The following is a 26,906-nucleotide window of genomic DNA, read 5'->3' on the forward strand; positions in this document are numbered from 1 at the left end:
TGATAGCTGATAGCTGAATGCTTACGATGAAAGACATTAAACAACTACTCCAAGCTATCTACTCTAAAGACTTGGAAGAGAAAAAAATTTGGTATTCTTCTGTTGCAGAAGCCTACGACCAGGCTAGACCACGCTATCCTCAGCAACTGATTAACCGTGCCGTGGAGTTAGCCCAACTTCCTGGCGATGGGATTATTCTTGAAGTGGGATGCGGTCCGGGCACTGCTACGACAGCATTTGCTGACTTGGGCTTCTCTATCGTTGCTATTGAACCTAGCGAGGAATCTTGTCAGCTAGCGCGACATAACTGTAGCCAATATCCAGATGTAGAACTTATCAATAGTACCTTTGAAGAATGGCAGCTAGAAACTGGTAAATTCCATGCTGTTTTAGCAGCGACTTCTTTTCATTGGGTTTCCAAACAGATCCGGTATCAAAAAACAGCTGATGCTCTAAAAGAGAATGGGTTTCTGATTTTGCTATGGAATACGCCCCCTCAACCTAACCATGAGGTTTGCCAACTGTTGAATCAGGTCTATCAAACTTACGCTCCGTCTCTGAAACCCTATGAAGAGATAGAAACTCATCAACAGAACCTCAGCAAAATTGCAGAAACTGTTATTAATTCCGGGAAATTCAAAGACTTAGTATCGGAACAGTTGGTGTGTGACGTTACCTATAGTATTGATAATTATCTAGCGCTTTTGAGTACTTTATCACCTTATATAGCTTTAGACCCTGAGCAGGGAGAGTCTTTGTTTCAAGGGGTGAAGGAAATACTAGAGCTAGAATTAGGCAATAGTCTCGAAACTTCTTATCTCTCTGTTCTTCAGATTGCTAAAAAAATCTAGTGGTAAGCATTTAGCTTAAGCGCTACGCGCACGCTAAGCGAACAGCTTTCAGGTATTGGCCACGCTACTGGTCTGGTGTTGCGCTGAATGTTGTTTATCTTGTGTGAATATAAGAAATGGCAAATATTGTTGTTTAATGCCATTGATGCTAGAGTGGTGAAAGGTTTCTTCCCATACCAAGAATCGCAATGAGCAGCAGCCTGAATATCCAGCTAACCGATAAACTACGCCGCTATGTTGATATGCGGGCAAGCGATGATGATGTCTATGCAACCCCTAGCGAATACATCCGGGATTTGATTCGTCGGGATATGGAGGACTATTTGATTGTGTCCGACATTATCCAAGGGCTACGGGAAATTAGGAATCAAGAATTTGTCCCGGAATCCATCCTCGATATTTTAGAAGAAGATAATCAGGATTGTGACTAGGAAAAACTATCTCCTCACCCCCACAGCGCGGCGGCACTTACGGGAAGCCAAAGCATGGTCACGGGCCAGATGGGGCAATGAATTAACAAGACAGTATTTTCATGACCTTGAAAAAGCAGCACAGTTTATCGCCCTTAACCATCAAAAAGTTGCGAAACGTCAGGAGCTGACAGGGGATACCTCTCTGTGTTTATATCCTGTTAGAGAACATTATATTGTCTATGAACCCTTGGGAGAAAAACGCATCGCCATTGCTGCTTTTATCCGTATGGGGAGGGATATTCCGACGTTACTTAGGAAACATGCCGTAACTTTAAAAGAGGAGCTTACCGAACTCCGAAAAAGTAGTTTGAACGATAATTAATTATTTCTGGCGATAAAAAAAAAGTTTTGCTCAAATACATGAACAGGACTTACCAGTGAAGTCCAGTACAGATGACTTAATCCAAGCTTTTGTATGGGTATTTTTTGAATTATAACTTCATCTCATAGATGATCATGTTTATCTTTGTCATCTACGACAAAAGATTGTAGCATAGACTAATCAGAATGTTGTTTGTTGGTGGCGTTTTCATCCCCATCTCTGAAGCCAGGGGCTTTCAACGCCACATTTTCGGAAATCAAACCCAAGGAGTATCACTTGTGCAGTCACAATACAAACCCACCGAGATAGAGGAAAAATGGCAACAAATTTGGGAAGAGCAAGGCTTGTACCAAACCCCCACAGAAACTGACAAGCCGAAATTCTATGCTCTGTCCATGTTCCCCTATCCATCGGGTAACCTGCACATGGGTCATGTCCGTAACTATACAATTACTGATGTGATTGCCAGGAAAAGCCGGATGCAAGGCTATCGCGTACTTCACCCTATGGGTTGGGATGCCTTTGGATTACCCGCAGAAAATGCTGCGATCGCTCGCGGGATTCATCCGGCTAAGTGGACATATCAAAATATTTCCCAAATGCGATCGCAATTAAAGCGCCTCGGACTCTCCTATGACTGGGATTGTGAAGTAACCACTTGCTCGCCGGACTATTACAAATGGACTCAGTGGATTTTCTTACAGTTCTTCAACGCTGGACTGGCCTACCAGAAAGAAGCAGCAGTAAACTGGGACCCCGTGGATCAGACCGTGCTAGCCAATGAGCAAGTGGATAGTGAAGGACGTTCCTGGCGTTCTGGAGCCAAGGTGGAACGGAAACTGTTGCGTCAGTGGTTCCTTAAAATTACCGACTATGCCGAAGAATTGCTCAAGGACTTGGATACCTTAACCGGTTGGCCAGAACGGGTGAAGCTGATGCAGGCCAACTGGATTGGTAAATCTGTTGGTGCCTATCTAGAATTTCCGATTGTTGGCTTAGATGACAGCTCATATCAGGGCTTAGATAACAAAATTGGTGTATTTACCACTCGTCCCGATACGGTTTATGGCGTTACCTATGTGGTGCTAGCACCGGAACATCCGTTGACGGCCAAAGTTACTACCCCTGACCAAAAGGCTGCAGTTGAAGCCTTCATTGAAGAAGTCAGTAACCAAAGTGAACTGGAACGGACAGCAGAAGATAAGCCCAAGCGAGGGATTCCCACTGGTGGTAAAGCAATTAATCCCTTCACTGGGGACGAAATCCCGATCTTGATTGCTGACTATGTGCTGTATGAGTATGGTACTGGTGCCGTGATGGGAGTACCAGCTCATGATGCCAGAGACTTTAAGTTTGCCCAGGAAAAGCAATTACCCATCAAAGTGGTGATTGTCCCAACCTCAGATCATGTCGAAACAGTTAATGACACTCCTCTAGAAGCGGCTTACACGGAACCGGGCATTGTCGTGAATTCTGACCAATTCAATGGCATGGATTCCCTCAAGGCCAAGACCGGAATTATTGACTATGCTGAACAACAGGGCTGGGGCAAAGCCCGAGTGCAGTATCGCCTCCGAGATTGGTTAATCTCTCGCCAGCGTTACTGGGGTGCCCCTATCCCTGTAATTCATTGTCCTAACTGCGGCACAGTGCCAGTGCCAGACCAAGACCTGCCAGTAGAGTTACCAGAAGATGTGGACTTTAGCGGACGTGGTCTTTCTCCCTTGGCTCAATTAGACAGTTGGGTGAATGTACCTTGTCCCAATTGCGGTACACCAGCTAAACGGGAAACCGATACCATGGATACCTTTATCGATTCCTCCTGGTATTTCTTACGTTATCCCGATGCCCAGAATGACTCCGCTGTGTTTGATTCCAACAAAACCAATGATTGGATGGGAGTGGATCAGTATGTAGGGGGAATCGAACATGCTATTTTGCACTTGCTCTACTCGCGATTCTTTACTAAGGTATTGCGCGATCGCGGTTTACTCACCATTGATGAACCGTTCCAACGTCTTCTAACTCAGGGGATGGTGCAGAATACGGCTTACAAAAATACCAAAACCGGTAAATACTTCGCTGTTGTAGATATCGATCCCAATGACCCTAAAGATCCAGACACTGGGGAACCGTTGGCGGTATTCTATGAAAAAATGTCTAAGTCTAAATACAACGGTGTCGCACCAGAAGATGTACTAGCTAAATACGGTACCGATACCGCCAGGATGTTTATCTTGTTTAAAGCACCACCAGAAAAAGATTTGGAATGGGATGATGCTGATGTAGAAGGGCAATTCCGTTTCCTTAATCGTGTCTGGCGTTTAGTATCGGATTTCGCCGTTAATGGTAGCACTAAACCTAACACCTCTAATGGTGATTTAACTAAACCGGAAAAAGACTTACGACGAGCAATTCATACCGCAATTAAAGAGGTAACTGAGGATTTAGAAGGGGAGTATCAATTTAATACAGCGGTTTCTGAATTGATGAAGCTAAGTAATGGAATTACTGATGCTAAGTGTAAAGACTCCCCGGTCTATAAGGAAGGGATTGAAACCTTGATTACATTACTCGCTCCCTTTGCTCCCCATATTGCTGAAGAACTTTGGCATAGTCTGGGTCATAGCTCCTCAATACACAATCAACCGTGGCTTGAGTATGATCCTGATGCTTTAGTAGCCGATGAAATTACCTTGGTTATTCAAATCAAAGGCAAAACTCGCGGCACTATTCAAGTTCCAGCTAACTCCGATAAGGCAGCCTTAGAAACCTATGCTCGGGAATCTGAGGTAGCACAGCGATATCTAGAGGGTAAGGAGATTAAGAAGGTAATTGTGGTACCCGGTAAATTGGTAAACTTTGTAGTTGTTTGATTGGGAAAAAGCGAACGCGCAGGGGATAGGTAATGGAGCTATCAGCTATCAGCTATCAGCTATCAGCTATCAGCTATCAGCTTCCCTGCACTCATCGCTATATATAGCTACAAAACAATCAGGTTCATTTACCAAGAGCTATGTCTGAACAAAACGCACAAGTCTGTCCTATCTGTGGTTTGACACTCCCCGCCCGCTTATGGACGGGGATTCTTAGTTCCTCGACATGCCTTAAAATTAGCTATCCTGAAAGGCAATACTTAAGCCGAATACCCGTTTAAAAACCAAGTATTTAGTTTAATTTAACTAACCCCAGTGGGCTTATCTCCCTAAGCGTTGAGTTTCCTCAGTTCCCGTGTGCCCCACGGTACTTTTAGTTTTTAATGTTTGCTTTACTGGTTTTCGGTATCTGTTAGGATCCATACGTTTTTAATGAGGTTTTTCGCGCCTCAGGTGCTAACATCGCTTTACGTCGTGAAATTATGACAGTACCGACGAATCCTGTCTGTGTTAGGCCACCTTTCTATTCTAGCAGATTGTTTTAAAAGCCGTCCGTTGTTCGCGCAGCGTGGCCATAGGCCAAGTTACCGTAAGAATAGTGGAGCCTTATTTAATAAGTTTTTACCCTTTTTCTCATAGCCAGTCCCCCATAAAGGCTCCACTATTAATCAGGTTTCTATCCAGCGAAGGACGGGGCTTGAAACCCAAATTTTTGGTCAAAATCATACCGGGAGGGCAAATAGAGGATAAGGTCATCTTTAGCGTGGGACCAGTGGGGACGAGAGCTATCCTTCACCAGCGCGTTTGTCAGTATGTTAAGAAACCCGGCTGCATCAATAAGAATCCATAGCAATTATCAATGGGGTGATGTACTTTCCTCCTAAGCATTCAGCTATCAGCCATCAGCTATCAGCTTTTGGGCGTTGCTTAATAATGGAATGATTTTAAGAGTGAGGTGGAATGGGCATCTTGGTGGAACTGGCATCTTGCCAGTTTCATGCTTATTGTCGGGCGGGCAGGATGCCCACTCTACTCCTATTCAGTGGAATGGGCATCTTGCCTGTTACATTTTTCGGGCGGGCAGGATGCCCACTCTACTCCTATTCATTCGAAGATTCAGCAACCCACCATCTGTAGCCCATTAGCTGAATGCTGAATGCTGAATGCTGAATGCTGAATGCTAATAGCTGAATGCTAATTCACTTTCGCAGTCCCTAATTTACCTAGGAAGTTGCGCACCAGTAAGGTTAGCATTATCAAGGTTAGCGTTAGTCAAATCAGCGTTAATGAAATTAGCGTTACTGAGGTTAGCCCCACTCAAATCAGCACCATTGAGGTTGGCATTCAGAAAGGTGGTGTTACTGAGATCAGCACCCCTAAAGGAACTACCACTTAGGTCAGCACTGATGAAATTTGCCCACACTACGCTAGCACCACTGAAGTCGGCGCGACTCATGTTGGCCCCTGTGGCGTAGGCTGAATCTAAGTTGGCATTGCGGAAGGTTGCCCCTGTGCCATCAATAACTCTCATTGCTGCACTTTCGAGCATGGCATCAGAAAGGTTAGCCCCACTGAGATTGGCTCCCTGGAGGTTAGCATATCTCAGGTCTGCTTCCCTCAAATCAGCTCTGGCTAGGTCAGAATTTACCAGGTCACAGCTTCGACATTCCTTAGTTTGCAGGAGTTGTAGATAATGCTCGCGCACTTCAGCATTGATAGGAGCGATTAACCCTAAGGAGGCTAGCAGTACACTAATTCCTAAGATTCTGAATTTCATAATTTCTGGCCTTATCTTGTTTTGCCTGTATTATGGCAGCGAAGTTCAAGAAATACCTATTATTTCTACCCTGATTACTAATTACTTAAGCATTCAGCCGTCAGCCGTCAGCTGTCAGCCTTCAGCTAAAAGCTCACGCTATGGAACCGTCAGCTGATGTAACAGATATTAAACCAATGCTTACTTGCTTGATTCAAAAGCACCATCTGTAGCCCATAAGCTGATAGCTGATAGCTGATAGCTGATAGCTGATAGCTGATAGCTGATAGCTGATAGCTGATAGCTGATAGCTGATAGCTGATAGCTGATAGCTTACCTAATTACTACTGGGCGATCGCATTGACAAACTAACGCGCTTTAGTTTTTCATTTACTTCCATTACCCGCACCTTCACCACCTGTCCCACTTTGACTATCTGTTTGGGATCTTCTACAAACCGGTCAGCTAGTTGGGAGATATGCACTAACCCATCTTGATGCACGCCGATATCTACGAATGCTCCAAAGTTTACCACATTGGTGACAATTCCTTCTAATTCCATCCCAGGACTGAGGTCTTTGAGCTCATTTACTCCTTCTTTGAAGGTGGCGTACTTAAACTCAGCCCTGGGGTCTCGTCCTGGCTTTTCCAATTCCTGGATAATATCCTCTAGGGTTGGTAAGCCTATAGTATCTGTGACGTAACGGTTCAAATCTACTGATTTGAACCGCTCTGCTCCTTGGTTAATCTTGGCTAGAGGTAGCTGCAAATCCGATGCGATCGCTTTCACTACGGGATAACTCTCTGGATGCACAGCTGTGTTATCCAATGGGTTATCGCCGTTGCGAATCCTTAGGAATCCTGCTGACTGCTCAAAGGCTTTTGGCCCTAACTTTGGTACTTTAAGGATTTCCCGACGATTCCTGAATGCACCTTGCTGATTGCGATAGGTAACAATATTATTAGCAATGGTCGGGGTAATCCCAGAAACAAAGGTTAGCAGTTGAGCAGAAGCAGTGTTTAAATCTACTCCTACATAGTTTACACAACTTTCAACGGTGTCATCAAGTTTCTTTTTGAGTAATTTTTGATCAACATCGTGTTGGTACTGTCCCACACCAATGGATTTAGGGTCAATCTTGACCAACTCTGCTAAGGGGTCTTGTAAGCGTCTGCCAATACTAATCGCTCCCCTGACTGTGACATCTAAATCCGGAAACTCCTCTCGTGCTAGCTCACTGGCGGAATAAATCGATGCCCCAGATTCATTCACCATTACTTTAATTGGTTTGCGCTCCATGGTTTTGAGGACTTCCGAGATAAACTCATCTGTCTCACGAGAGGCTGTACCGTTACCAATGGCAATCAGCTCGATCTGGTAGGTTTCGATTAAATTCTTAATTGTTTTAGCAGCTTGTTCGCGCTTTTGGCTGCCTTGATGGGGAAACACTGCCTGGTATGTGATGTATTTAGCTGTCTCGTCCAGGATAGCCACTTTACAACCAGTGCGGAAGCCTGGGTCTATCGCTAAGGTTGGCTTCATTCCTGCTGGAGCAGATAACAACAGTTCTCGGAGATTGGCTTCAAAGGTTTTAATGGACTCTGCATCAGCATAGGTTTTGCGATCGGCCCGTACTTCTGTAGTTAGGGAGGTTTTCATCAGCCGATTAAACCCATCTTTGAGCATGGTCTGGTAAAACTCTCGCAGTAGGGTAACCTTGGTGTGGATTTCCTCAGACTCTAGGTAGGACATCACATAGTCTTCATCAAAAGAGAGTTCCAGCTTTATTACTCCCTCAGCCTCACCCCTGAGCAGGGCTAACATATTGTGTGGCGCTACAGATTTCACGGGGATTTGGAACTCCCGGTACATTTCAAACTTAGTGGTACCTTCGGGATAATCCTTTTTAATCCGAGACACGAATACTCCCGATTTCAGGAAATAATCCCGTAAATAAGCTCGTAAGTGGGCTTTCTCAGCCACAGCTTCCGCTAATATATCAGAGGCACCTTGCAAAACGTCCTCTACCGTATTGAGCTTATGGTCTGGGGAAATGTATTTAGCGGCTTCTTCAGATAAGGATACTGATTTCACTTCCGGAGTGTTCATCGACTCAATCCAGTCCGCTAAGGGTTCCAGTCCTTTCTCCCTGGCCATGGTTGCCCGAGTGCGTCGTTTGGGTTTATAGGGCAGGTAAAGGTCTTCCAATTCAGTCTTTTGCTGGCAAGCTTCGATCTTAGCCTTTAGTTCATCGGTGAGCTTACCAGCAGATGCGATCGCATTCAGAATTACTGACTTCCGTTGCTCAAGTTCCGTTAGATAAGTATGGCGCTCAGCTATAGTGCGTAGCTGAACTTCATCTAGAGAACCAGTCAGCTCTTTACGATAGCGAGCTATAAACGGAATAGTTGCCCCTTCAGCAAATAAAGACAGGGCATTCTCGATCTGAGTGGCACTTAACGAGAGTTCTTGGGCTAAGATTTGAGGAATAGTGGTCATGTTACCAGGAAAAGGGGAAATTTAAATAGCAAATTGAGAACGCTCTAACCATTAATAATTAACAATTAACGTTAGCTATCAGCTATCAGCTATCAGCTATCAGCTATCAGCTAATGTGGATCACAGGCTAGAAGCCTGTGCCACGTTACTTGAGGTGCTAGCAGGCACTTTAACTGCGCGGGGTCGGATGAGTAAAATGAGCAGGGATTTTAAAGCAGCCGTACCAGCCAGTAAGCTTATTTTCTACCTCCCGTTGATTAGCTGACTGCTGACGGCTGATAGCTGAATGCTTACCAATTAACAGTTCAATTCACAACTAACAATTATGGTTTCTAGCCTTGAAGTAATCAAACCTACCCTAAGTCCAGGTAGTCTCCGTCGAGTCCATCATATTGCTCTGAATGTGAAGGATATCCAAGCATCGCGCCACTTTTATGGTACAGTATTAGGTTTACATGAACTAACTGGGGAAGAAGTGCCCAGTACATTGCGATCGCTAGTCGCAGCGGGAAAAGTCACTAACTTCGTCACCCCAGATGGCATTGTTGTGGATTTGTTTTCCGAGCCAGAGCTATCACCACCCGATCCAGACCCCCATCGTGGCTTTACTCGGGTGAATCATCTCGCCTTTGATATCGATCCTCAGTTATTTGACGAAGCTGTAGAAGTCCTAAAACAAAATCAAATTCCGATCGATCATGGTCCAGTAACTCGTCCTACCGGCAGAGGTATCTATTTTTATGACCCCGATGGATTTATGGTTGAAATTCGTTGTGATCCCATGGAATGAGACGTAAGCAGTCAGCCGTCAGCCGTCAGCCGTCAGCCTTGGCAAAACGTTAATAGCTGATAACTGATAGCTGATAACTGATAATTGATAGCTGATAGCTGATAGCTGATAGCTGATAGCTTTAAAATTTCTAACGTAAAGACCGCTGCTTCTTTTCAAAATACTGTTGATGATAGTCATCAGCTAAATAATAGTCGGAAGCTGGCTTAATTTCGGTAACAATATCCTTATCAAATTTACCAGAAACTTGCAGCTTTTGTTTTGACCGTCTTGCCAGCACTTCTTGTTCCTGATTGTGGAAAAATATCACGGATCGATACTGTTCTCCTCGATCAGGACCTTGGCGGTTCAATGTAGTAGGGTCATGGATAGACCAAAATACTTCAAGTAATTGTTCATAGCTGACTTTTTCCGGGTCATACTCCACCTGTGCCACTTCCGCGTGACCCGTTATTCTTGATAGTACATCAAGATAACATGGGTTAGGAAAATGTCCGCCCATATAACCAACAGAAGTTGAAACTACTCCCTTCACTTTCCGAAATGCTGCTTCTACTCCCCAGAAACAACCACCACCAAATGTCGCTTTTTCCATCATTGTTACGTAGTTATTGATAAATCATTGGTCAGGTTTTACTAATTATATAATAGTTGTTAATTTTTGAGGCAGTAGGGAGTAGGGAGTAGGGAGTAGGGAGTAGGGAGTAGGGAGTAGGGAGTAGGGAGTAGGGAGTAGGGAGTAGGGAGTAGGGAGTAGGGAATCGGGAATCGGGAATCGGTAAAAAATAATGTGTATATTATTAGGATATAAAATGATAGCTCATAGCTGATATTTTTAACCCTAAACTATACCCCCTATCAGAAAATATATTATTTGTAACAAAATGTTTAAATATTAAAAATAGTCTTGACTTTTTTCGAGATATTAGTAATAATAAAAATGTCTGATATTTCGATAAGATTTCTGGACAAAAAGCCGCGCTTCTCGCATGCAGGCCAAAGCGCGGCTTTATCCCCAGGCACAAGCTATGTGTGAGGTAATTCCCATGATGCCAGACAAACGGTCAGTAGATCATCTGGTTTACTGTCAGCGAGCCCTAGACCGGCTTGCCCAAATTGCTGAGAGCCAATCTAGACGGGAAGATTCCTATCTTTCTGCCATGACTGAGCGAGAGGAAATCTTGATTAACCTATACAGCAACTGCCGACTTTCCATGACCCCCCAGGCGTTTTACCGGAAATGGCCAGTGAATCAAGCAGATATGGGTAAGATCTGCTGCCGCTCAAGTTACGCCGTCAACCGGTGGCTGGCCCAAGGTGCTCGCTATAGATCTCCCAGTTCCGATTCCTTACATCATCTTGCGTTAATGGATTTCCTTTTGGAGAATTTCGAGGCAATTCCCAAGGAGTTATTGAATCAACTTTGCTCGAAAGTTGTTCGGTAAAGGGGTGTTGTCTGTTAGAATTAAGAATTAAGAATTTAGAATTTAGAATTAAGAATGGTGAATGGTGAATTAAGAATGGTGAATGGTGAATTCTAAATTAGACCTCTTGCATAAGTCTCATAAACCGTGGGTGTTGACAAGGCAAAAGGGATAGATTTTGATTTCATATTTATTTTTGCAAGAGGTCTATTCTAAATTCTAAATTCTACATTCTAAATTCTAAATTCTACATTCTAAATTCTACATTCTAAATTCTACATTCTACATTCTACATTCTAAATTCTACATTCTACATTCTACATTCTACATTCTACGGCTCTCCCGGCTTTGCGGTGATAAGGCAAGCTTATATTACGTAATTCCGCCAGTTCCAGCCACGTTGATTGTCGATTTTGTGCCTTTTGATACGTTTTTAACCACAGATCAGGGAGAGCCTATCTTTTTAAAAATTGCTTGAGTTTCTATATTCACTCTCTGAATTAACTGATTTTGATTTTTGTAGTAGTTAATCTGCTTTAGAGGTGGCATAAAAAAGCTTTTTGTATTGTTGAAACTATGTTCAAGAAGCTGGGAGTAATTTCTTAGTCTCTGTTGATCGAGCTGATCTAGTTTATAAAAATTTTCCATGTTTTTATAACTTTCAATAATATTCTCTTTCTGCAGAATTATTTTTTTGTATTGTTCTGGAAAATGCTTTTTACATACAAATAAAAAGGCATCAAATATCTGTGAAACCATATTTTCAATTTTAGAATCAATCTGAGGTACATGTTCTTTTATGCCTAGATTAACATCACGGATTGGAATGCCCTTCCCCAGGACAAAAAAGTTGATTGCTGTTTCAATTCCATATGCTGTTGGAAATGTAATAGATTCAATAATATTTTTAGGGATGATGAATTCACCACTTAAAGGATATTTAGGACAAGCTTTACCAAAATCATCAATGCCACAGTTAAAAAGAGATCTATGTAAATTATGAAAGGCAAGTCTACTAGCTCTGCCACTAATAGTGTAACCATCTGAAGAAACGTCGCCAAGTATTTTATTGGGATATTTACATTTTTGATAGTGAGAAGTTACAAAGCAATCGTTATCTGCCGATAGAAAAGCTTTGAGAAGCTTAAATAAAAACAGAGCATTGTACTGTTTTATATCGCAGTCACTGAATGCAATATTATACGCTTTAGACAAAGCAATACCTTGATACATCCCAGACCCTTTACCATCCAAGGTCTGGTTTAAAGGTATACTACTTTCTAAACTGCTAAATAGCAAAGAATTAAATTCAGGTTTCCTACGAATCTGACTAATTCTGACATTTTTTTGGCGTTCTATAATACTTAAATCAAGACCCAGATCTAAAATAGCTTCTTTTATTGCTTTTGCCGCTAAGTATCCGCTATTAACAAATGTGTCATCATCAGGATGAGAAGCATCAACTAAAATCAACTCGGAAATAGGGCTAATATGAGCAATTTCAGAAAAAGAATATCTACTTGTGAGCTTTGAAATAGTATAAGAGCCATATAAATAGTATATAGCAGTCTTACAAACTCCAGCAATACGGTCTTCGTTCTTTACTGGTAATATCAAAGCAATAGAGTTTTTATTATTTTTTTGCTTCAGTTCAACAAGCTCTAAAATTAAGGATTCTAAATCACGATTTGAATCAGTATATTCGATGGTTTCCATAGCTTTTATTTCCTTTAAGCAACTGAATGGTATCATTAAATGCAGAAATATTGAATCTTGACATAAAACTTTACATTCAACTATCCCTCTTCTGTCAAACTGGGGTCAAACCCTGAGGGGGTGACATGAGCCCTGAAAAGTTTACTATATAAGGCTTTGAGACCAATGATTTTATTCAAGATTAAGAATTAAGAATTAAGAATTTAGAATTAAGAATTTAGAATTAAGAATTAAGAATTAAGAATTAAGAATTAAGAATTAAGAATTTAGAATTAAGAATTTAGAATTAAGAATTAAGAATTAAGAATTAAGAATTAAGAATTAAGAATTAAGAATTAAGAATTAAGAATTAAGAATTAAGAATGGTTAATTAAAAATTAGACCTCTTGCATCTCATCAACCTTGATGAAGACAAGGCAAAAGGTATAAATTTTGATTTAAGCACCTAAACAAAATTAATTTACTACTACCAATCTCTGTACCCCTTACATCGTAATGCTTTGAGTTTTGAAAAATGTGTAATTAATTTTGTGCACCTGCTTATATACATTGGGTGCATCTCATTTTTGCTGTTTGATTCGGTGGTGCGTTACGGGGCGGACTTTCCCAAAGCTGTCTACGAGCTGGAAAATGACGGCGAGCCGCCCCTAACGCACCCTACGTAATATTTTCAAATATGAGATGCACCCTATACATTCTAAATTCTACATTCTAAATTCTAAATTCTAAATTCTAAATTCTAAATTCTAAATTCTAAATTCTACATTCTACATTCTACATTCTACATTCTACATTCTACATTCTACATTCTACATTCTACATTCTACATTCTACATTCTACATTCTACATTCTACATTCTACATTCTACATTCTACATTCTACATTCTACATTCTACATTCTACATTCTACATTCTACATTCTACATTCTACATTCTACATTCTTAATTCTACATTCTTAATTCTTAATTCCCTAGCCTATTTGCGTCATTTCATTGAAACTGAATTCCTCAACCGCGCCATCAGTTGCAGCCATGTAATCCTTCAGGTGCTGGGCACCCATATGCTTCTGCCACAGCTCACGGGATTCCCAATTTTCAAAAAACATAAAGTGAGCTGGATTTTCATTGTTCTGATGCAAATCGTATTGCAAGCAGCCCTCTTCAGCACGAGTGATGTCGATCAACTTTTTAAGCTCAGTCTTTACCAGGTCAATTTTGTCATCTTTAGCTGTGATATGAGCAACAAGAGTCAATTTAGCCATGTTTTTGTTTCCTTCGTTTTAGTTATTTTCAGTCTTTAAAAATTGAAAATATGATGTAAGTATTCAGCTATCAGCTATCAGCTATCAGCTATCAGCTATCAGCTATCAGCTATCAGCTATCAGCTATCAGCTATCAGCTATCAGCTATCAGCTATCAGCTATCAGCTATCAGCTATCAGCGGTCAGCGATTAGCGCTAGGCGCACGCTACTTGAGGTGCTACAGATGGTGCTTTTGAATAAAACAGGTAAGCATTGGAATAATGCTGAGTTACCTTAGCTGACGGCTGACGGCTGACGGCTGACGGCTGACGGCTGAATGCTTACAATCTGATCGCGATAACTTGCCACCGTTGGCTATGCTCTCTTAATTAAAACCGTCGAGTACATTTTTGCCAATGGCACGACCGCTCTCTTGCTGCGAATGAGCAGTCTTGAGGGTTTCCACACTGATTTTCCCGAGATTGTTGGTCACGGTGGAAATTAGTGTGCCATCGTCAATGAGCTCCGACACCCGATTCAGCAATTCATGCTGTTTTTCGATGTCCTCCGTTTGAAACATCGAGCGAGTAAACATGAATTCCCAGCTGAAGCTTAGGGCTTTGGGTTTGATCAATTTCATGTCTAGGGATTGAGGGTCATCAATTAGTGCGATATGACCGCGAGGCTTGATCAGCTCGATGATGCCAGGAAAATGTCCGTCTGATCCTGAAAGGGAAGCAACGTAGCGGGGCTCTAGTCCCAATTCCTTGACTTGATCAACAAGGGACTGGCGGTGATTGATCACATGGTCGGCACCCATCTTTTGAACCCACTCGATGGTTTCCGGACGAGATGCAGTTGCGATCGCAGTCAACCCGGTGAGTTTCTTGGCAAGTTGAATCAGGATTGACCCAACACCTCCTGCGCCACCGATAATCAGTATACTCTCGCCCTTGCCTTCTCCTTCTTTGACCCCGAGGCAGTCGAACAGGATTTCCCAGGCAGTAATAGAGGTCAGTGGAAAACCAGCTGCTTCCGCAAAGCCCAGGGATTTGGGCTTTTTCCCGACAATCCGCTCATCAACGGCATGGAGCTCGGAGTTGGTGCCCGGTCGAGTGATATCACCCGCATAATAGACTTCATCACCAACTTTAAATTTGCTGACATCGCTGCCAACTTCTCGAACAACACCTGCGGCATCATAGCCAATGACCTTGGTGCCCTTTTCCGGTGCCATCTTGGCGCGCACTTTCACGTCCACAGGATTGACCGAAATTCCCCGAACCTCTACCAACAGGTCATGTGGCCCTAATTCCGGCGTTTCGGTTTCAAATTCGATCAGCGCGTCTGGTGCAGTGATTGGTCCAGCCTGATTATATCCTATGGCTTTCATATCTTGGTTTTCCTTTTTTGATCAATGCCGCCGATTCGATTGTATAGTGGTTTTTGGTTTAAAATTGCTGCACTGCCCACCCTACATCAACTTATGGGGAAAACCATGATATGTACATTTTTGTTAGGTGATTCAGGATTTACTCCTCCAGCACCTGAAGTGAAGCAGGGATCACAGTTGCTGGAGTTTTGCGATTGGCCTTTGGGCCACGCTACGCGAACGCATCCTTCTCCTCTACCAGATGTTCGTGATGGGAGCTGCTATAACAACTGAAACTATCAACAAGATTGGTGTGTCCAGTAACCGATATACCGAATCAAAAACTGCTGTATAAACCATATAATTATTACAGACTCCTAGCTTTTATACTGAAACCATTGATAATCCAGGAGATACCGTGTCACAAGCCCCTAAGAAATATGACTTTAGACAAGCCCAATTTGCTGGTGGATTTATAGATGCTGCTGATAGCTTTCATGCACATCAGATCGGTGGCAATATCAATATTAATAATTATGCTCCAGAGCAAAGACAAAACCTAGCGGATGCAGCAGCAGAAATTCAGGAGCTTTTGCAGCAACTACAGCAAATTTATCCCAAGGCAACGAAAATTGAAAAACAGAGTGCTTTAGCTGTAACGCTTCAACAAGCAATTAAGCAAAACCCAACATTCAAGACAAGGCTACGTAATGCCCTAAAAGAAGGGGGAATCGAAGCCCTGAAGGTGTTGTTTGCCCCGATTGGTATTCCCATTGAAATGGTTAAAGGTTGGATTGAGGCGGAAGCTGAGTAACGAGCAGTATCGGTAGATACCCATGTCTGAAGACCCAAAAACAGTTTCTAACAATAACCTAAATAAATCTCAGTTTGGGGGTGGGTTTGTTGATGCTGATACAGTCCATGCTCATCAAATTGGTGGTGACATCCATAATCATTATAATTATGTTCCGAATCAGTCACCAACCCTAACTCGCCAAGAATACCGTAACCGTCAGGCATTACTCGCTAAAGTCAAGAACTATTGGGTCAAAGGCGTTCTGGAAAAATCCCTCTATCACCAGGTAATGATTGAATTGGGGTTAGAAGAGAGACCCGATGCCATTACTAATCCTTTGAGCGAAATTATCGAAATCGGTGACAACTCACCTCAACCCCTTCCTGAAGGAACTAAACTAATTGATATTTTTGACCAAATTGGGACAGGAAGAACCCTAATAATTTTAGGAGAACCAGGGTCAGGAAAAACTACAACACTACTTGAACTTGCCCGGAATTTAATCGCTCGTGCTGAACAAGACAGCAATCAGCTAATTCCTGTAGTATTTAACCTCTCCTCTTGGGCAAAGAAACGGCAGACGATAACCGATTGGTTAGTAGAGGAACTGAACACTATATATAAAGTTCCCAATAAAATTGGACAAGCTTGGGTAAAGAACCAGCAACTACTACTATTACTTGATGGTTTGGATGAAGTTAAGGCAGACTATCGAGACGACTGTATTGTTGCTTTGAACCAATTTCAGCAGGAGCATGGTGCCGAGTTGGTAGTGTGTAGTCGGATTAAAGACTATGAAGCCCTATCCAACGGTCTGAATTTTCAGAAAGCAGTTTATCTAAGATTGCTGACTTTAGAACAAATTTGTCATTACTTGAATCGTGTCGGAGCTGATTTAACAGGCTTGAGGACATTAATTGCAGAGGATACAGTATTACAAGATTTAGCCCAGTCACCCTTGATGCTCAATATTATGACTCTAGCTTATCAGGGAGTAGCAGTTGAGGATTTACCTAAAACTGAGGTGGTGGAGGAACGGCGCTGGCAGCTATTTGATGCATATATTGAGAAGATGTTTAGGCGTCGGAAGACTAATCAGCAATACAAGGAAGCGCAAGTAAAGCACTGGCTAATTTGGATGGCGCAGAGGATGCTTGAAGAATCACAAACAGTATTTTTCATTGAAAAAATGCAGCCTACTTGGTTGTCGAGTAAGTGCCAAAAATGTATATACAGTTTGGGTGTTACCTTGAATGTCGGGCTTCTTTCTGGACTAAGCGTAGGCATACTATTTTCAGCTCAAAGCTTTATAATCGGGTTAATTAATGGATCGATTGTCGGGCTGGTGGTTGGACTTATGACTGGGCTGGAGAGAACAATAAAAACTGTCGAAACTATCGCTTGGTCTTGGAATGATGTATTGCGTAATTTTTTGAATGCGCCGTTATTTGGACTGAGTGTTGGGATAATTGGTGGACCAGAACTAGAAACAAAAACAAGCCCGAATCAAGGAATTTGGAAGTCAGCCGTCAATGCTTGTAAAGGTTGGTTATTTTTTTCTGTGCCGTTTGCTTTATTGACTTTTGGTGTAAGCCTGGTAATTACAATCTTGGAGGGTTTTACTCCGGAAACACTAATTCTTCTTTTGTTTATTCCGATAATTGCTTTGTTGAGTTTCGGAATGACTATTGGACTATATGTTTGGTTGCGAATCGGTGGTATAACCTGCATCCAACACTTCAGCCTCCGCCTTTCCCTCTACTTCGACAATTGCATCCCTTGGAACTATGCCCGTTTCCTGGACTACGCCGCTGATCGCATCTTCCTACAAAAAGTAGGAGGGGGCTACATCTTTATTCATCGGATGCTGATGGAACACTTTGCGGAGATGAAGCCTGAGAATTAAGAATTAAGAATTAAGAATTAAGAATTGAGAATTGAGAATAAAGTAAGGGAAAGCGATCGCGTGTTATCGAATTTCAGTACTCAGGGTTCAGTTAATGGGATCAAGGTTTAACCAGGGGAATAAATTTAAGTTCTATACCATAACCAGCACTAGCTGCTAATTTGGCAAGGGTTTGCAATTTTGGAACTTGTTTTCCCGATTCAATTCTTGCTAATTGAGATTGCTTCATACCTAAGCGCTGAGCAAATTCTCTTTGAGTTAGACCAGTAGCAGCTCTGAGGGCAATAACCTGGCTAGCAATATTAAACTCAAATTCTAGAGCTTCATACTCGGCTTTAACTTCTGGATTTGCTAGAACTTGAGAGCGAACATCATCCCACTTAATTGTCTTTGCACTCATTTTTTATTCTTCCTATTTTGGATGTCAAAGTCCCCCAAAATTGGGGGATTTAGGGGGCGTTGCGTCAGTAAATTTCCCCAGAATTGGGGGATTTAGGGGGCGTTGCGTCAGTAAAGTCCCCCAGAATTGGGGGATTTAGGGGGCGTTGCGTCAGTCCCCCAGATTAATCCTTTGGTGGGCAGTGCCTAAAACCAGCGTACCCAAGCACATCAATCTTACTGCTGCACTGCCCACCCTACTACTTTCTGTGATTAATGGTTTGGTGGGCAGTGCCTAAAAAAGCGATGTTCCTTTGGAACCGCTTCGCGAACGCAAACGCATCAATCTTACTGCTGCACTGCCCACCCTACTTTCTGTGATTCATCCTTTGGTGGGCAGTGCTTAAAACAAGTGTACCCAAGCACATCAATCTCACTGCTGCACTGCCCACCCTACTTTCTGCTGAATGTTCTGAAAATCCCCAAAAGGGTTTTGTATACTATGATTGGTAGCACTATATAGCAGTACGCATTAAGGTTAAGACATTGATACAAAGTGAAAAGCTCTTGTAGTTAACTTTTAGGTGCGACCCGTGGCGAATTTAATTCGCCAACGGAAAGCGCACCTTTGCCTTTAGCATGCATGCCTCTTGCCTTTTGCCTTGTGCTATACCTAGTGATCTACCTCCTTTAACAGGTGGTGAGGTTTTCCCGGAGCAATGGAACTTGGATGAACTTGGGTCTTGGACAAACAATCGGTGGACGCTATAAAATTATTCGTCAACTGGGACAAGGTGGATTTGGTCAGACTTTCGTAGCTGAAGACCAACACTTGCCTGGTGAGAATCAGTGTGTGGTTAAGCAGCTCAAGCCAGTAGCCACGGATCCTTTGACATTGCAGACGGCTAGGCGACTGTTTGACACGGAAGCCCAAATCCTACACCAGTTGGGAAGTCATGAGCAAATTCCCCAGCTTTTTGCGTATTTTGAAGAAAATCAAGACTTCTATCTGGTTCAGGAATTGATTGAAGGGGAAGACCTCAGCCACGAACTTGTACCGGGACAACAGCTGAATGAAAATCAGATTATTTCCCTGTTGCAGGAAATCCTGGAAGTTTTAGAATTTGTTCATCAACGGCGTATTATTCACCGAGATATTAATCCTCAAAACATCCTTAGGCGTAAATCAGATGGCAAATTAGTACTGATTGACTTCGGTGCGGTTAAACAAGTCAGTACCCAAATCCTGGAAGGGGGCAATACTGGCTTTACCGTTGCTATTGGTACTCCTGGCTATCGACCTAGTGAACAAGCCAATGGTTACCCGAAATTAAGCAGTGATATCTATGCTGTCGGGATGATCGGGATTGTTGGTTTAACCGGTTTACGCCCTCACCAATTGCCCCTTGACTCTGATACAGGGGAAATTAGCTGGCATAACCAGATATCAGTAAGTGCTGAATTAGCCGATAGTTTAGATAAAATGGTGCGCTATGATTTCCGAGAGCGTTACCAATCAGCAACCTTAGCGTTACAAGCACTGAATACTATAACTGCTAATAAAGCTAATGATAATAACATAAATACTAACACTACTAAAACTGGCGCTACCTTAGTGTTGGGAATTGCTTCATCTATACAACCCCTGCTCCCTAAACCGGAACGATTCAGACTAAAACCGTACCAAGTGTTACTGTACACCGGGGTGATTGGATTGGGGTTTGCAGCAACCGTTTTTATGGTGAATACATTCAGGGGAGCTAATGCGACGGATTGGTATAACCGGGGCGAAACGTTTTTAGAATTGAAGCGCTATGAACAGGCCCTGAACGCTTATAATCGAGCTGTGGAAATCCGAGGGGAATATGCTCCAGCTTGGCAAGGTCAGGGCAAGACCTTGTTTGCCCTCAAGTACTATGAAGAAGCTCTAAATGCTTACGACCAAGCCATTCAAATTAAGCCGGATTATAGTGCAGCTTGGAAGGGTAGGGGTAAAACCTTGGAGCAGTTGGAGCGTTATGACGCAGCAATTAAGGCGTTTAATAGCGCCCTGGAACTCCAGCCCAATGACCTGGATGCTTGGATCAGTCTTGGTAATGTTCAGGTTAAGTCCAAGAATTATTATGATGCGATCGCATCCTTTGACCAAGCCCTGAAACTCCAACCCGATTCTTACCAAGCTTGGTATCGACGGGGCTGGGCATTACATAATTTGCGCCGATATAAAGCAGCGGTAGAATCCTACGACCGAGCCTTAGACTACAAACCTAATTCCGCTGAAGCCTGGTATCAGCGGGGTAATGACTTGAGCAATTTGCGAAAGTATAAAGATGCAGCCGAGTCTTATCAGCAAGCCGTTCAATTCCAGCCCAACTTCTACCAAGCTTGGTATAGCTGGGGCAATACCTTAAATAAATTACGGAAATACCAAGAAGCCTTAGGGTCCTTTGAGCAAGCCGTTAAACTCCAGCCTAATTCCTATGAAGCCTGGTACAGTCGCGGTTGGACACTCCATCAAGTCCAGCGATATGAAGATGCCCTGGAAGCTTACTACAAAGCCATTAAACTAAAATCCAGTCCTTACCAAGCTTGGTACAGTCGAGGCAATACGTTCTATAAATTGGAACGATATAAAGAGGCCATCACATCTTACAAACAAGCAGTTAACTATAAACCTGACTACAGCCAAGCCTGGTATAGCCTAGGCAATGCTTTAGTGAAACGCAACAAGTATAAAAAAGCGATCGCTGCTTATGATAAAGCAGTGCGCTACCAGCCAAACTACCGAGACGCTATCAAAGCACGGCAGCGGGCAAATCGGGAATTGGAAGCAGAGAATAGGGAACAGGGAATAGGGAATAGGGAACAGGGAACAGGGAATAGGGAATAGTTAAGGCAAGAGGCAATAGGCATGCTAGCAATAGTTAAGGCAAGAGGCAAGAGGCATGCTAGCAATAGGCATGCTAGCAACAGTGAGTGCAAGTAGGGTGGGCAGTGCTTCACAGAGATTTATTTGCTGACCATAGAATTGCTAGGCACTGCCCACCAGACGATTAATCTTAAGGTAAGCATCAGCTGATAGGGAGTTTTAGTAGGGTGGGCAGTGCTTGACAGAGATTCATTTGCTTGGCCATAGTCTTGCTAGGCACTGCCCACCAGACAATGAGTCCAAGTAGGGTGGGCAGTGGTGTAGGGTGCGTTAGGGACGGGCTTCCCTTGATTTTCCCACTCTTGACATCCGTTGAGAGAGCCCGGCCCGTAACGCACCACTGATCGCTTAATGCTTAGATCTTAAGTAGCTTCGGTAGAGCCAATATTATCTAATTCTTCATCTGATTTAGCCAGATAAATCCCAGATAATACGATTATAAACGTCAAGCCATTTAACCAACTCAATTCCTCAGCAAAAATTAGCCAGGCTAAGAATGCCGCAATGATGGGTTCCAGCAATAGGATTAGAGACACAAAGCTAGATGAAAATTGTTTCAAGCTATAGACTAATGCACTGGCTCCAATTAGGGAGCAAAAAAGCCCTAGGGAAATAACAGCAAACCATCCTGAAAAAGAAGCAGGCAATAATCTATCTTCAAATAGCAATGTACATGGTAACAACAATAGGCTACTCAAGCTATAAAACCATAGTAAAAGTGTGTTTGCTTCAAATTTAACTAGGAGATGTTCTGTTACCAAAAGTGTAGCCGCGTAGAAAAAGGCAGACAGTAATGCAACGCTGTCCCCTATCAATGTATCTTGAGCGAGATTAAAATCATGAAAACCAATTATGAAAGTTCCTCCTAAGGCCAGGATCATGCCGATTAGGAAGCGAGGATTAAAGGATTGGTTTAAAAGTAACCATCCGCCAACAGCTGCAAAGATAGGAGTAGTATTGTGGAGCAGATTAGAATTAGCAACACTTGTTTTTTTGACACTCCCCGTCCGCTGAAGAACGGGGATTCTTACTTCAACGAGCTGACTTGCTCAACCAGACCGGAATCAGGAAGAGTAGAGGCCAATTCTCCATAAGCGTTCGGATCTATGATCCAGGTTCCTGTGTGCCCCACAGTACCCAAGGCTCTTTTTAGAATATTGATCGCAGCATTATGGTCTCGGTCTAATTCACAACCACACTCACAGACGTGGGTTCTGGTTGATAAAGACTTCTTAACGACCTCGCCACAGTCTGAACAATTTTGGCTGGTATAGGCAGGATTGACTGCTACTGTCTGCCTATTAAACTTTTGGCCAAAATGCTCTAACCATTTTCTAAATTGATACCAACCCGCGTCATTAGTAGATTTGGCAAGACAATGATTTTTCACCAGATTTTTAATCCTCAAGTCTTCGTAAGCAACCACATCGTTAGAGTGGATTACGCAACGTGCCAGTCTCTTGGCATGTTCTTCACGCTGCCTACTTATTTTGAGGTGTGTCTTACCTAATCTATTTCTGGCTTTTTTACGATTGGATGAGCCTTTCTTTTTGCGAGAAACTCTACGCTGATAAAACTTTAAGCGCTTTTCTCCTTTTCGATAAAACCTAGGGTTTGGCTCTGTGTCTCCTTTTGAGTCTGTATAGAACTCTTTTAGTCCTACATCCAACCCAATGTTGGTATGACTTGGTTCTAAAGACTCTTTTACATCAACCTTTACACAGAACTGAACATAATAACCATCTGCGCGGCGAACTAACCTAACTCGCTTGATTAGTTTTTGGTCGTAGCGCCACAAGTCCCAAGTCCCCTTGAGTTTGAGTTTGCCTATTCCTTTTTTGTCAATAAAGGAGATTGACTTTGTATCAGGGGAAAGCTTCCAGCCAGATGTTTTATATTCAACTGATCTGGAAAACTTTTTGAACTTTGGATAGCCTTTCTTCCCAGGGACTTGTTTTTTACAGTTGCTATAGAACCTAGAAATTGAATTATAAGCCCGTTCCACAGAAGCCTGACATGCATGAGAGTTCAAATCTTTGACAAAAGGAAACTCAGATCTGAGCCACGTATTATGGCGATAAAGGTCTTTTTGTCCTACGCCTTTATTGTCCATCCAATATCGAAGACACTTATTGCGTACAAATTGACCCGTCCTGATCGCATCGTCGATGGCGGCATATTGAGTTTTATTCCCTTTGACTTTGAACTCTAAGACGATCATTTGACGTGGAACAACTCTACGTAAACTATAGCTCAAAAAAATAAAACTGTCAAGAAAGCCGTCCTAGAAGGACGCAGGGCTGTTTCAAAGTCGGACTCAAATTCATGGGTGAGGGCTTGAAAGCCCCTTAAGGTCACGCAAATCGCCGTTTTTTTATACTATTGGGTTTAATTTTAGAAAAACAGGTGCGAAACTTTTGCCAGTCGAGAGGTTCAGGAAACCAAAAAATTGAGAATGAAACAGCCCTGCCTAGAAGGACGGGGCTTGAAACCCAAATTTTTTTGTCAGAGACCAAGCCCAAGTCACTAGACAAGCTGACTCCAAGCTAGCAAGAAGAAATAAGTAGAAAAAATCCTGGCAAGTATAAGCCTTTTTAGCAGTAGTAGATAAGCGTCCGCTCTGCTTATCCCAAAGTATTTTTACACCATTGCCAAGGCCCAACGCTAGGCTGGCAATCCACAAACGATTAAATATGGTTCCATAAGGGCCTAACTCGTTTTCAGTTATGCGAATCAGGATTGGTGCAAACGAGAGGGCAATAATAGCAACTACTAACGAAGTCGCTCCCCAGATTGAAGATTTTTTAGTGGACACGATGATCTTCCTTAATAGTCATTATATAGCGGTTTTCAATTGGGTGAGGTACAAATTTCTGGGTTTTAGGGAGCAGGGAGCAGGGAGCAGGGAATAGGGAATAGGGAATAGGGAATAGAGAATAGGGAAAAAATTCTGTGTACCTCATAATTATGAGAACCGCTATAAACAGGGTTAAGTGTATCAGTATATCCCATGGCGAAGAGCGATCGTTTATCTCCTTTTCTCTTTGACAGTGTCAACCAATGTCAAGCCTAATTTCCTCTGAATAAATAAAAATCTAGCAATAGTTCAAGTTCAAGTAGGGTGGGCAGTGCATCAGAAAGATTCATTTGCTAACCATAGGATTGCTAGGCACTGCCCACCCTACGATGAATCACTATTGCCTTTTGCCTTTTGCCTCTTGCCTCTTGCCTATTACCGTTACAGAAACCGAAACACAAACAACCAGCCTTCTGTTGTCGATTAGCTTAGGAATAAGCAATACAGAGGGCAAATCAAATGAACAAATTACTTAGACTATTCCTCCTTTCCGGAATGGTCGCTATCTTGGCACAGCTCACAACAGCTTGCCACAATCAGCCATCAGCCCAATTAGAAGAAAGCTCTAATCTACCTGTAGCGAAAGACGTAGAACGTGACCAAAGACAGCGCCAATCACCAGCTATGGAATCAGCCCCGGTCGGGAGGTCGGCGGATAGCGTTAATCAGAATTTCAATAACAAAGTTTTGAGACCCCGAGCCTCAATGCCACTCTCCCATAGCCCAAATGTATCCTTTAAACCTAAATCAGTTCCTAGTCGCTCAATTCCAGAGCAAGCTATTCCAGAAGTCAGCAACAGAGAAAACTATAGTCCCATTGATGAGAACGCCTTTAAGAGAGTAAAGCATAATCCCCTGTCTACTTTTGCTATTGATGTTGATACCGCCTCCTACAGCAATCTTCGTCGTTTCCTTAATAATGGTCAACTCCCCCCTACTGATGCCATCCGTATCGAAGAATTAATTAACTACTTTAACTACGACTATCCCGAACCAGAAAGCGATCGCCCTTTCTCCATTACCACAGAAATTTCCCAAGCTCCTTGGAATCCCACTCACCAATTAGTTCACATTGGTATCCAGGGGGAAAAGATGGCCATTGAAGATTTGCCTCCCAGCAATCTTGTCTTTTTGCTGGATGTCTCCGGTTCCATGAATTATCCCAATAAGCTTCCCCTGCTCAAAGATGCCTTTCGGATGCTGGTCAATGAATTGAGAGAAGAAGACCAGGTCAGTATTGTCGTCTATGCTGGAGCTGCTGGGGTGGTTTTACCCCCTACTCCAGGCAACGAGAAAGATAAAATCTTAACAGCGATTGAGAATCTCAATGCCGGGGGGTCTACTGCTGGGGGAGCAGGAATTAAATTAGCTTATAAACTTGCCCAAGATAATTTTATTAAATCAGGAAATAACCGAGTTATTCTCGCAACCGACGGAGACTTTAATGTCGGAGTATCCAGTGATACCGAATTAGTTAAACTAATTGAACAGAAGCGAAAAAAAGGAGTTTTTCTGACCGTATTAGGATTTGGTACCGGTAATTTACAAGACTCCAAGATGGAGAAAATTGCTAATAAAGGAAATGGCAATTATGCTTATATTGATAACGAGTTAGAAGCGAAGAAAGTCCTGGTTAACGAAATCGGAGCAACTCTACTCACGATTGCCAAAGATGTCAAGATTCAAGTAGAGTTTAATCCTGCAAAAGTCCAAGGGTATCGTTTGATTGGTTATGAAAATCGGCGGCTCAAGGATGAAGAGTTTAATGATGATACTAAAGATGCCGGAGAATTAGGAGCTGGACATACGGTCACGGCACTGTATGAAATTATTCCTGTGGGAGCGAAAACTAAGGTCAAATTACCGGATATTGACCCTCTCAAATATCAATCCAATGCTGCTTCAACCACTAATTCCAAAGAATTAATGCAGGTCAAGTTACGTTACAAAGAGCCTGACGGTAACACCTCTCAACTCCTGACCTATCCCTTGGTTGACAAAGCTGTAAAGCTAGACGATGCTTCCGATAACTTTAAGTTTTCCGCTGCCGTTGCCAGTTTTGGTATGGTGTTAAGAGATTCTCCTTACAAAGGTAAAGCTAGTTTTGACCAAGCATTACAATTAGCAAAGGAATCCGAAGGGGTAGATTTAGAGGGGTATCGAGCTGAGTTGATTGATTTGGTTGAGAGTGCGGAGGAAATAGGAGATAGGGAATAGGAAATCGGGAATCGGGAATCGGGAATCGGGAATCGGGAATCGGGAAGATGAAAGTCCATCAGTCGTTTGACGGTATTTAGTATCAAGAGATACACTTTACACTATTTTGATGGAAGAGCCAAATAATTCCTCTAGATTTTTCCACACAACATTCGAGTCTTCGTCTCCCTCCACCAGGACGTCGAGAGGAAGCTCCTTGGGATAAGGTGGCATGTGAGCAAAAATTGGGTTGTTTGTTGTGGATCTTGGAGTCCTCTCTCGGAAGATCCTCAAGGACGCCAAACCCCCGACCACGTTGGTCAGGGTATCTTCATCCTGTCCTTGGATGGGCTTAGTCATTGTTGGTGAACTACCGAATGCCGGTTTTTGCTTAGGCATTTCGGTAATGTGTTCTAGATTGTTGATTTGTATGCCCATTAATGAATACAGTCTCCTGTTACGAGTTTTCTTTAACGTCTTTTTGACAACAGACTGCATTAATTGTAGGCAACTCAAACTCC

General features: G+C 42.7%; 25 protein-coding genes. 12 read left to right on the forward strand and 13 right to left on the reverse strand.

Annotated features, from left to right (window positions below; genetic code table 11):
• The first annotated feature begins 26 nt into the window (after nucleotides 1–26).
• From F6J90_RS17820 to F6J90_RS17840, 5 genes are all read left to right on the forward strand, one after another.
• Nucleotides 27–851 carry a class I SAM-dependent methyltransferase gene (locus F6J90_RS17820; protein ID WP_293096212.1) on the forward strand — a complete coding sequence of 275 codons (825 nt, stop codon included), beginning with the start codon at nucleotides 27–29 and terminating at the stop codon, nucleotides 849–851.
• Between the two features lie 188 nt (nucleotides 852–1,039).
• Nucleotides 1,040–1,282 (forward strand): hypothetical protein, encoded by a 243-nt coding sequence (locus tag F6J90_RS17825; RefSeq protein ID WP_293096215.1) that lies wholly within the window; start codon nucleotides 1,040–1,042, stop codon nucleotides 1,280–1,282.
• The gene (locus F6J90_RS17830; protein WP_293096218.1) at nucleotides 1,275–1,646 is read left to right on the forward strand and encodes a type II toxin-antitoxin system RelE/ParE family toxin; all 372 of its coding nucleotides are present in this window, start codon (nucleotides 1,275–1,277) and stop codon (nucleotides 1,644–1,646) included. The genes F6J90_RS17825 and F6J90_RS17830 overlap by 8 nt, the downstream gene beginning before the upstream one ends.
• Before the next feature lie 278 nt (nucleotides 1,647–1,924).
• Entirely contained in the window at nucleotides 1,925–4,522 is a 2,598-nt protein-coding gene (gene leuS / locus F6J90_RS17835) for a leucine--tRNA ligase (RefSeq protein ID WP_293096221.1), read from the forward strand.
• A 960-nt stretch (nucleotides 4,523–5,482) separates the two neighbouring features.
• Complete coding sequence (locus tag F6J90_RS17840; RefSeq protein WP_293096223.1) at nucleotides 5,483–5,659, forward strand: hypothetical protein; 177 nt, start codon at nucleotides 5,483–5,485, stop codon at nucleotides 5,657–5,659.
• Between the two features lie 82 nt (nucleotides 5,660–5,741).
• On the opposite strand, the gene F6J90_RS17845 is transcribed toward F6J90_RS17840, so the two are convergent.
• Complete coding sequence (locus F6J90_RS17845; RefSeq protein WP_293072800.1) at nucleotides 5,742–6,299, reverse strand: pentapeptide repeat-containing protein; 558 nt, start codon at nucleotides 6,297–6,299, stop codon at nucleotides 5,742–5,744.
• Between the two features lie 316 nt (nucleotides 6,300–6,615).
• Entirely contained in the window at nucleotides 6,616–8,778 is a 2,163-nt protein-coding gene (locus F6J90_RS17850) for a Tex family protein (protein ID WP_293096226.1), read from the reverse strand.
• A 325-nt stretch (nucleotides 8,779–9,103) separates the two neighbouring features.
• Here F6J90_RS17850 and F6J90_RS17855 point away from each other — a divergent pair, with 325 nt between their 5' ends.
• The gene (locus tag F6J90_RS17855) at nucleotides 9,104–9,568 is read left to right on the forward strand and encodes a VOC family protein (RefSeq protein WP_293096229.1); all 465 of its coding nucleotides are present in this window, start codon (nucleotides 9,104–9,106) and stop codon (nucleotides 9,566–9,568) included.
• Between the two features lie 130 nt (nucleotides 9,569–9,698).
• On the opposite strand, the gene msrA is transcribed toward F6J90_RS17855, so the two are convergent.
• The gene (msrA, locus tag F6J90_RS17860) at nucleotides 9,699–10,163 is read right to left on the reverse strand and encodes a peptide-methionine (S)-S-oxide reductase MsrA (RefSeq protein WP_293097817.1); all 465 of its coding nucleotides are present in this window, start codon (nucleotides 10,161–10,163) and stop codon (nucleotides 9,699–9,701) included.
• A 451-nt stretch (nucleotides 10,164–10,614) separates the two neighbouring features.
• Here msrA and F6J90_RS17865 point away from each other — a divergent pair, with 451 nt between their 5' ends.
• A complete protein-coding gene (locus tag F6J90_RS17865) occupies nucleotides 10,615–11,013 on the forward strand; it encodes a hypothetical protein (protein WP_293096232.1) in 399 nt (132 codons plus the stop codon).
• Nucleotides 11,014–11,436: 423 nt separating this feature from the next.
• Here the strand turns inward: F6J90_RS17865 and F6J90_RS17870 are convergent, their stop codons facing one another.
• From F6J90_RS17870 to F6J90_RS17880, 3 genes are all read right to left on the reverse strand, one after another.
• On the reverse strand, nucleotides 11,437–12,708 hold the full coding sequence (locus F6J90_RS17870) for a hypothetical protein (protein WP_293096235.1): 1,272 nt from the start codon (nucleotides 12,706–12,708) through the stop codon (nucleotides 11,437–11,439).
• A 972-nt stretch (nucleotides 12,709–13,680) separates the two neighbouring features.
• Nucleotides 13,681–13,971, reverse strand: a complete 291-nt coding sequence (locus F6J90_RS17875; RefSeq protein ID WP_071106238.1) for a putative quinol monooxygenase — start codon at nucleotides 13,969–13,971, stop codon at nucleotides 13,681–13,683.
• 365 nt (nucleotides 13,972–14,336) lie between these two features.
• Complete coding sequence (locus F6J90_RS17880; protein WP_293096239.1) at nucleotides 14,337–15,344, reverse strand: zinc-binding alcohol dehydrogenase family protein; 1,008 nt, start codon at nucleotides 15,342–15,344, stop codon at nucleotides 14,337–14,339.
• A 397-nt stretch (nucleotides 15,345–15,741) separates the two neighbouring features.
• On the opposite strand from F6J90_RS17880, the gene F6J90_RS17885 reads away from it, so the two are divergent.
• The gene (locus F6J90_RS17885; RefSeq protein WP_293096242.1) at nucleotides 15,742–16,137 is read left to right on the forward strand and encodes a hypothetical protein; all 396 of its coding nucleotides are present in this window, start codon (nucleotides 15,742–15,744) and stop codon (nucleotides 16,135–16,137) included.
• 22 nt (nucleotides 16,138–16,159) lie between these two features.
• Nucleotides 16,160–18,025: an NACHT domain-containing protein gene (locus F6J90_RS17890; protein ID WP_293096244.1), complete on the forward strand. Its 1,866-nt coding sequence runs from the start codon at nucleotides 16,160–16,162 to the stop codon at nucleotides 18,023–18,025.
• A 100-nt stretch (nucleotides 18,026–18,125) separates the two neighbouring features.
• On the opposite strand, the gene F6J90_RS17895 is transcribed toward F6J90_RS17890, so the two are convergent.
• Nucleotides 18,126–18,425, reverse strand: a complete 300-nt coding sequence (locus tag F6J90_RS17895; protein ID WP_293096247.1) for a helix-turn-helix transcriptional regulator — start codon at nucleotides 18,423–18,425, stop codon at nucleotides 18,126–18,128.
• A 708-nt stretch (nucleotides 18,426–19,133) separates the two neighbouring features.
• On the opposite strand from F6J90_RS17895, the gene F6J90_RS17900 reads away from it, so the two are divergent.
• Complete coding sequence (locus F6J90_RS17900; RefSeq protein WP_293096250.1) at nucleotides 19,134–21,293, forward strand: serine/threonine-protein kinase; 2,160 nt, start codon at nucleotides 19,134–19,136, stop codon at nucleotides 21,291–21,293.
• Here F6J90_RS17900 and F6J90_RS17905 read toward each other — a convergent pair.
• From F6J90_RS17905 to F6J90_RS17925, 5 genes are all read right to left on the reverse strand, one after another.
• Nucleotides 21,185–21,406, reverse strand: a complete 222-nt coding sequence (locus F6J90_RS17905; protein WP_293096251.1) for a hypothetical protein — start codon at nucleotides 21,404–21,406, stop codon at nucleotides 21,185–21,187. The genes F6J90_RS17900 and F6J90_RS17905 overlap by 109 nt on opposite strands.
• Before the next feature lie 288 nt (nucleotides 21,407–21,694).
• Nucleotides 21,695–22,357, reverse strand: a complete 663-nt coding sequence (locus tag F6J90_RS17910) for a DMT family transporter (protein ID WP_293097819.1) — start codon at nucleotides 22,355–22,357, stop codon at nucleotides 21,695–21,697.
• 2 nt (nucleotides 22,358–22,359) lie between these two features.
• Nucleotides 22,360–23,553 (reverse strand): transposase, encoded by a 1,194-nt coding sequence (locus F6J90_RS17915; protein ID WP_293096254.1) that lies wholly within the window; start codon nucleotides 23,551–23,553, stop codon nucleotides 22,360–22,362.
• A 249-nt stretch (nucleotides 23,554–23,802) separates the two neighbouring features.
• A complete protein-coding gene (locus tag F6J90_RS17920) occupies nucleotides 23,803–24,147 on the reverse strand; it encodes a hypothetical protein (RefSeq protein ID WP_293096257.1) in 345 nt (114 codons plus the stop codon).
• Nucleotides 24,137–24,295 carry a hypothetical protein gene (locus tag F6J90_RS17925; protein ID WP_293096259.1) on the reverse strand — a complete coding sequence of 53 codons (159 nt, stop codon included), beginning with the start codon at nucleotides 24,293–24,295 and terminating at the stop codon, nucleotides 24,137–24,139. The genes F6J90_RS17920 and F6J90_RS17925 overlap by 11 nt, the downstream gene beginning before the upstream one ends.
• Before the next feature lie 184 nt (nucleotides 24,296–24,479).
• On the opposite strand from F6J90_RS17925, the gene F6J90_RS17930 reads away from it, so the two are divergent.
• A complete protein-coding gene (locus F6J90_RS17930; protein ID WP_293096262.1) occupies nucleotides 24,480–24,665 on the forward strand; it encodes a hypothetical protein in 186 nt (61 codons plus the stop codon).
• Entirely contained in the window at nucleotides 24,649–26,406 is a 1,758-nt protein-coding gene (locus F6J90_RS17935) for a VWA domain-containing protein (protein ID WP_293096264.1), read from the forward strand. The genes F6J90_RS17930 and F6J90_RS17935 overlap by 17 nt, the downstream gene beginning before the upstream one ends.
• A 96-nt stretch (nucleotides 26,407–26,502) precedes the next feature.
• Here F6J90_RS17935 and F6J90_RS17940 read toward each other — a convergent pair whose 3' ends face one another.
• Entirely contained in the window at nucleotides 26,503–26,823 is a 321-nt protein-coding gene (locus F6J90_RS17940; protein ID WP_293096267.1) for a hypothetical protein, read from the reverse strand.
• Nucleotides 26,824–26,906: the final 83 nt, after the last annotated feature.

This window comes from Moorena sp. SIOASIH, assembly GCF_010671925.1.
Taxonomy (GTDB): domain Bacteria; phylum Cyanobacteriota; class Cyanobacteriia; order Cyanobacteriales; family Coleofasciculaceae; genus Moorena.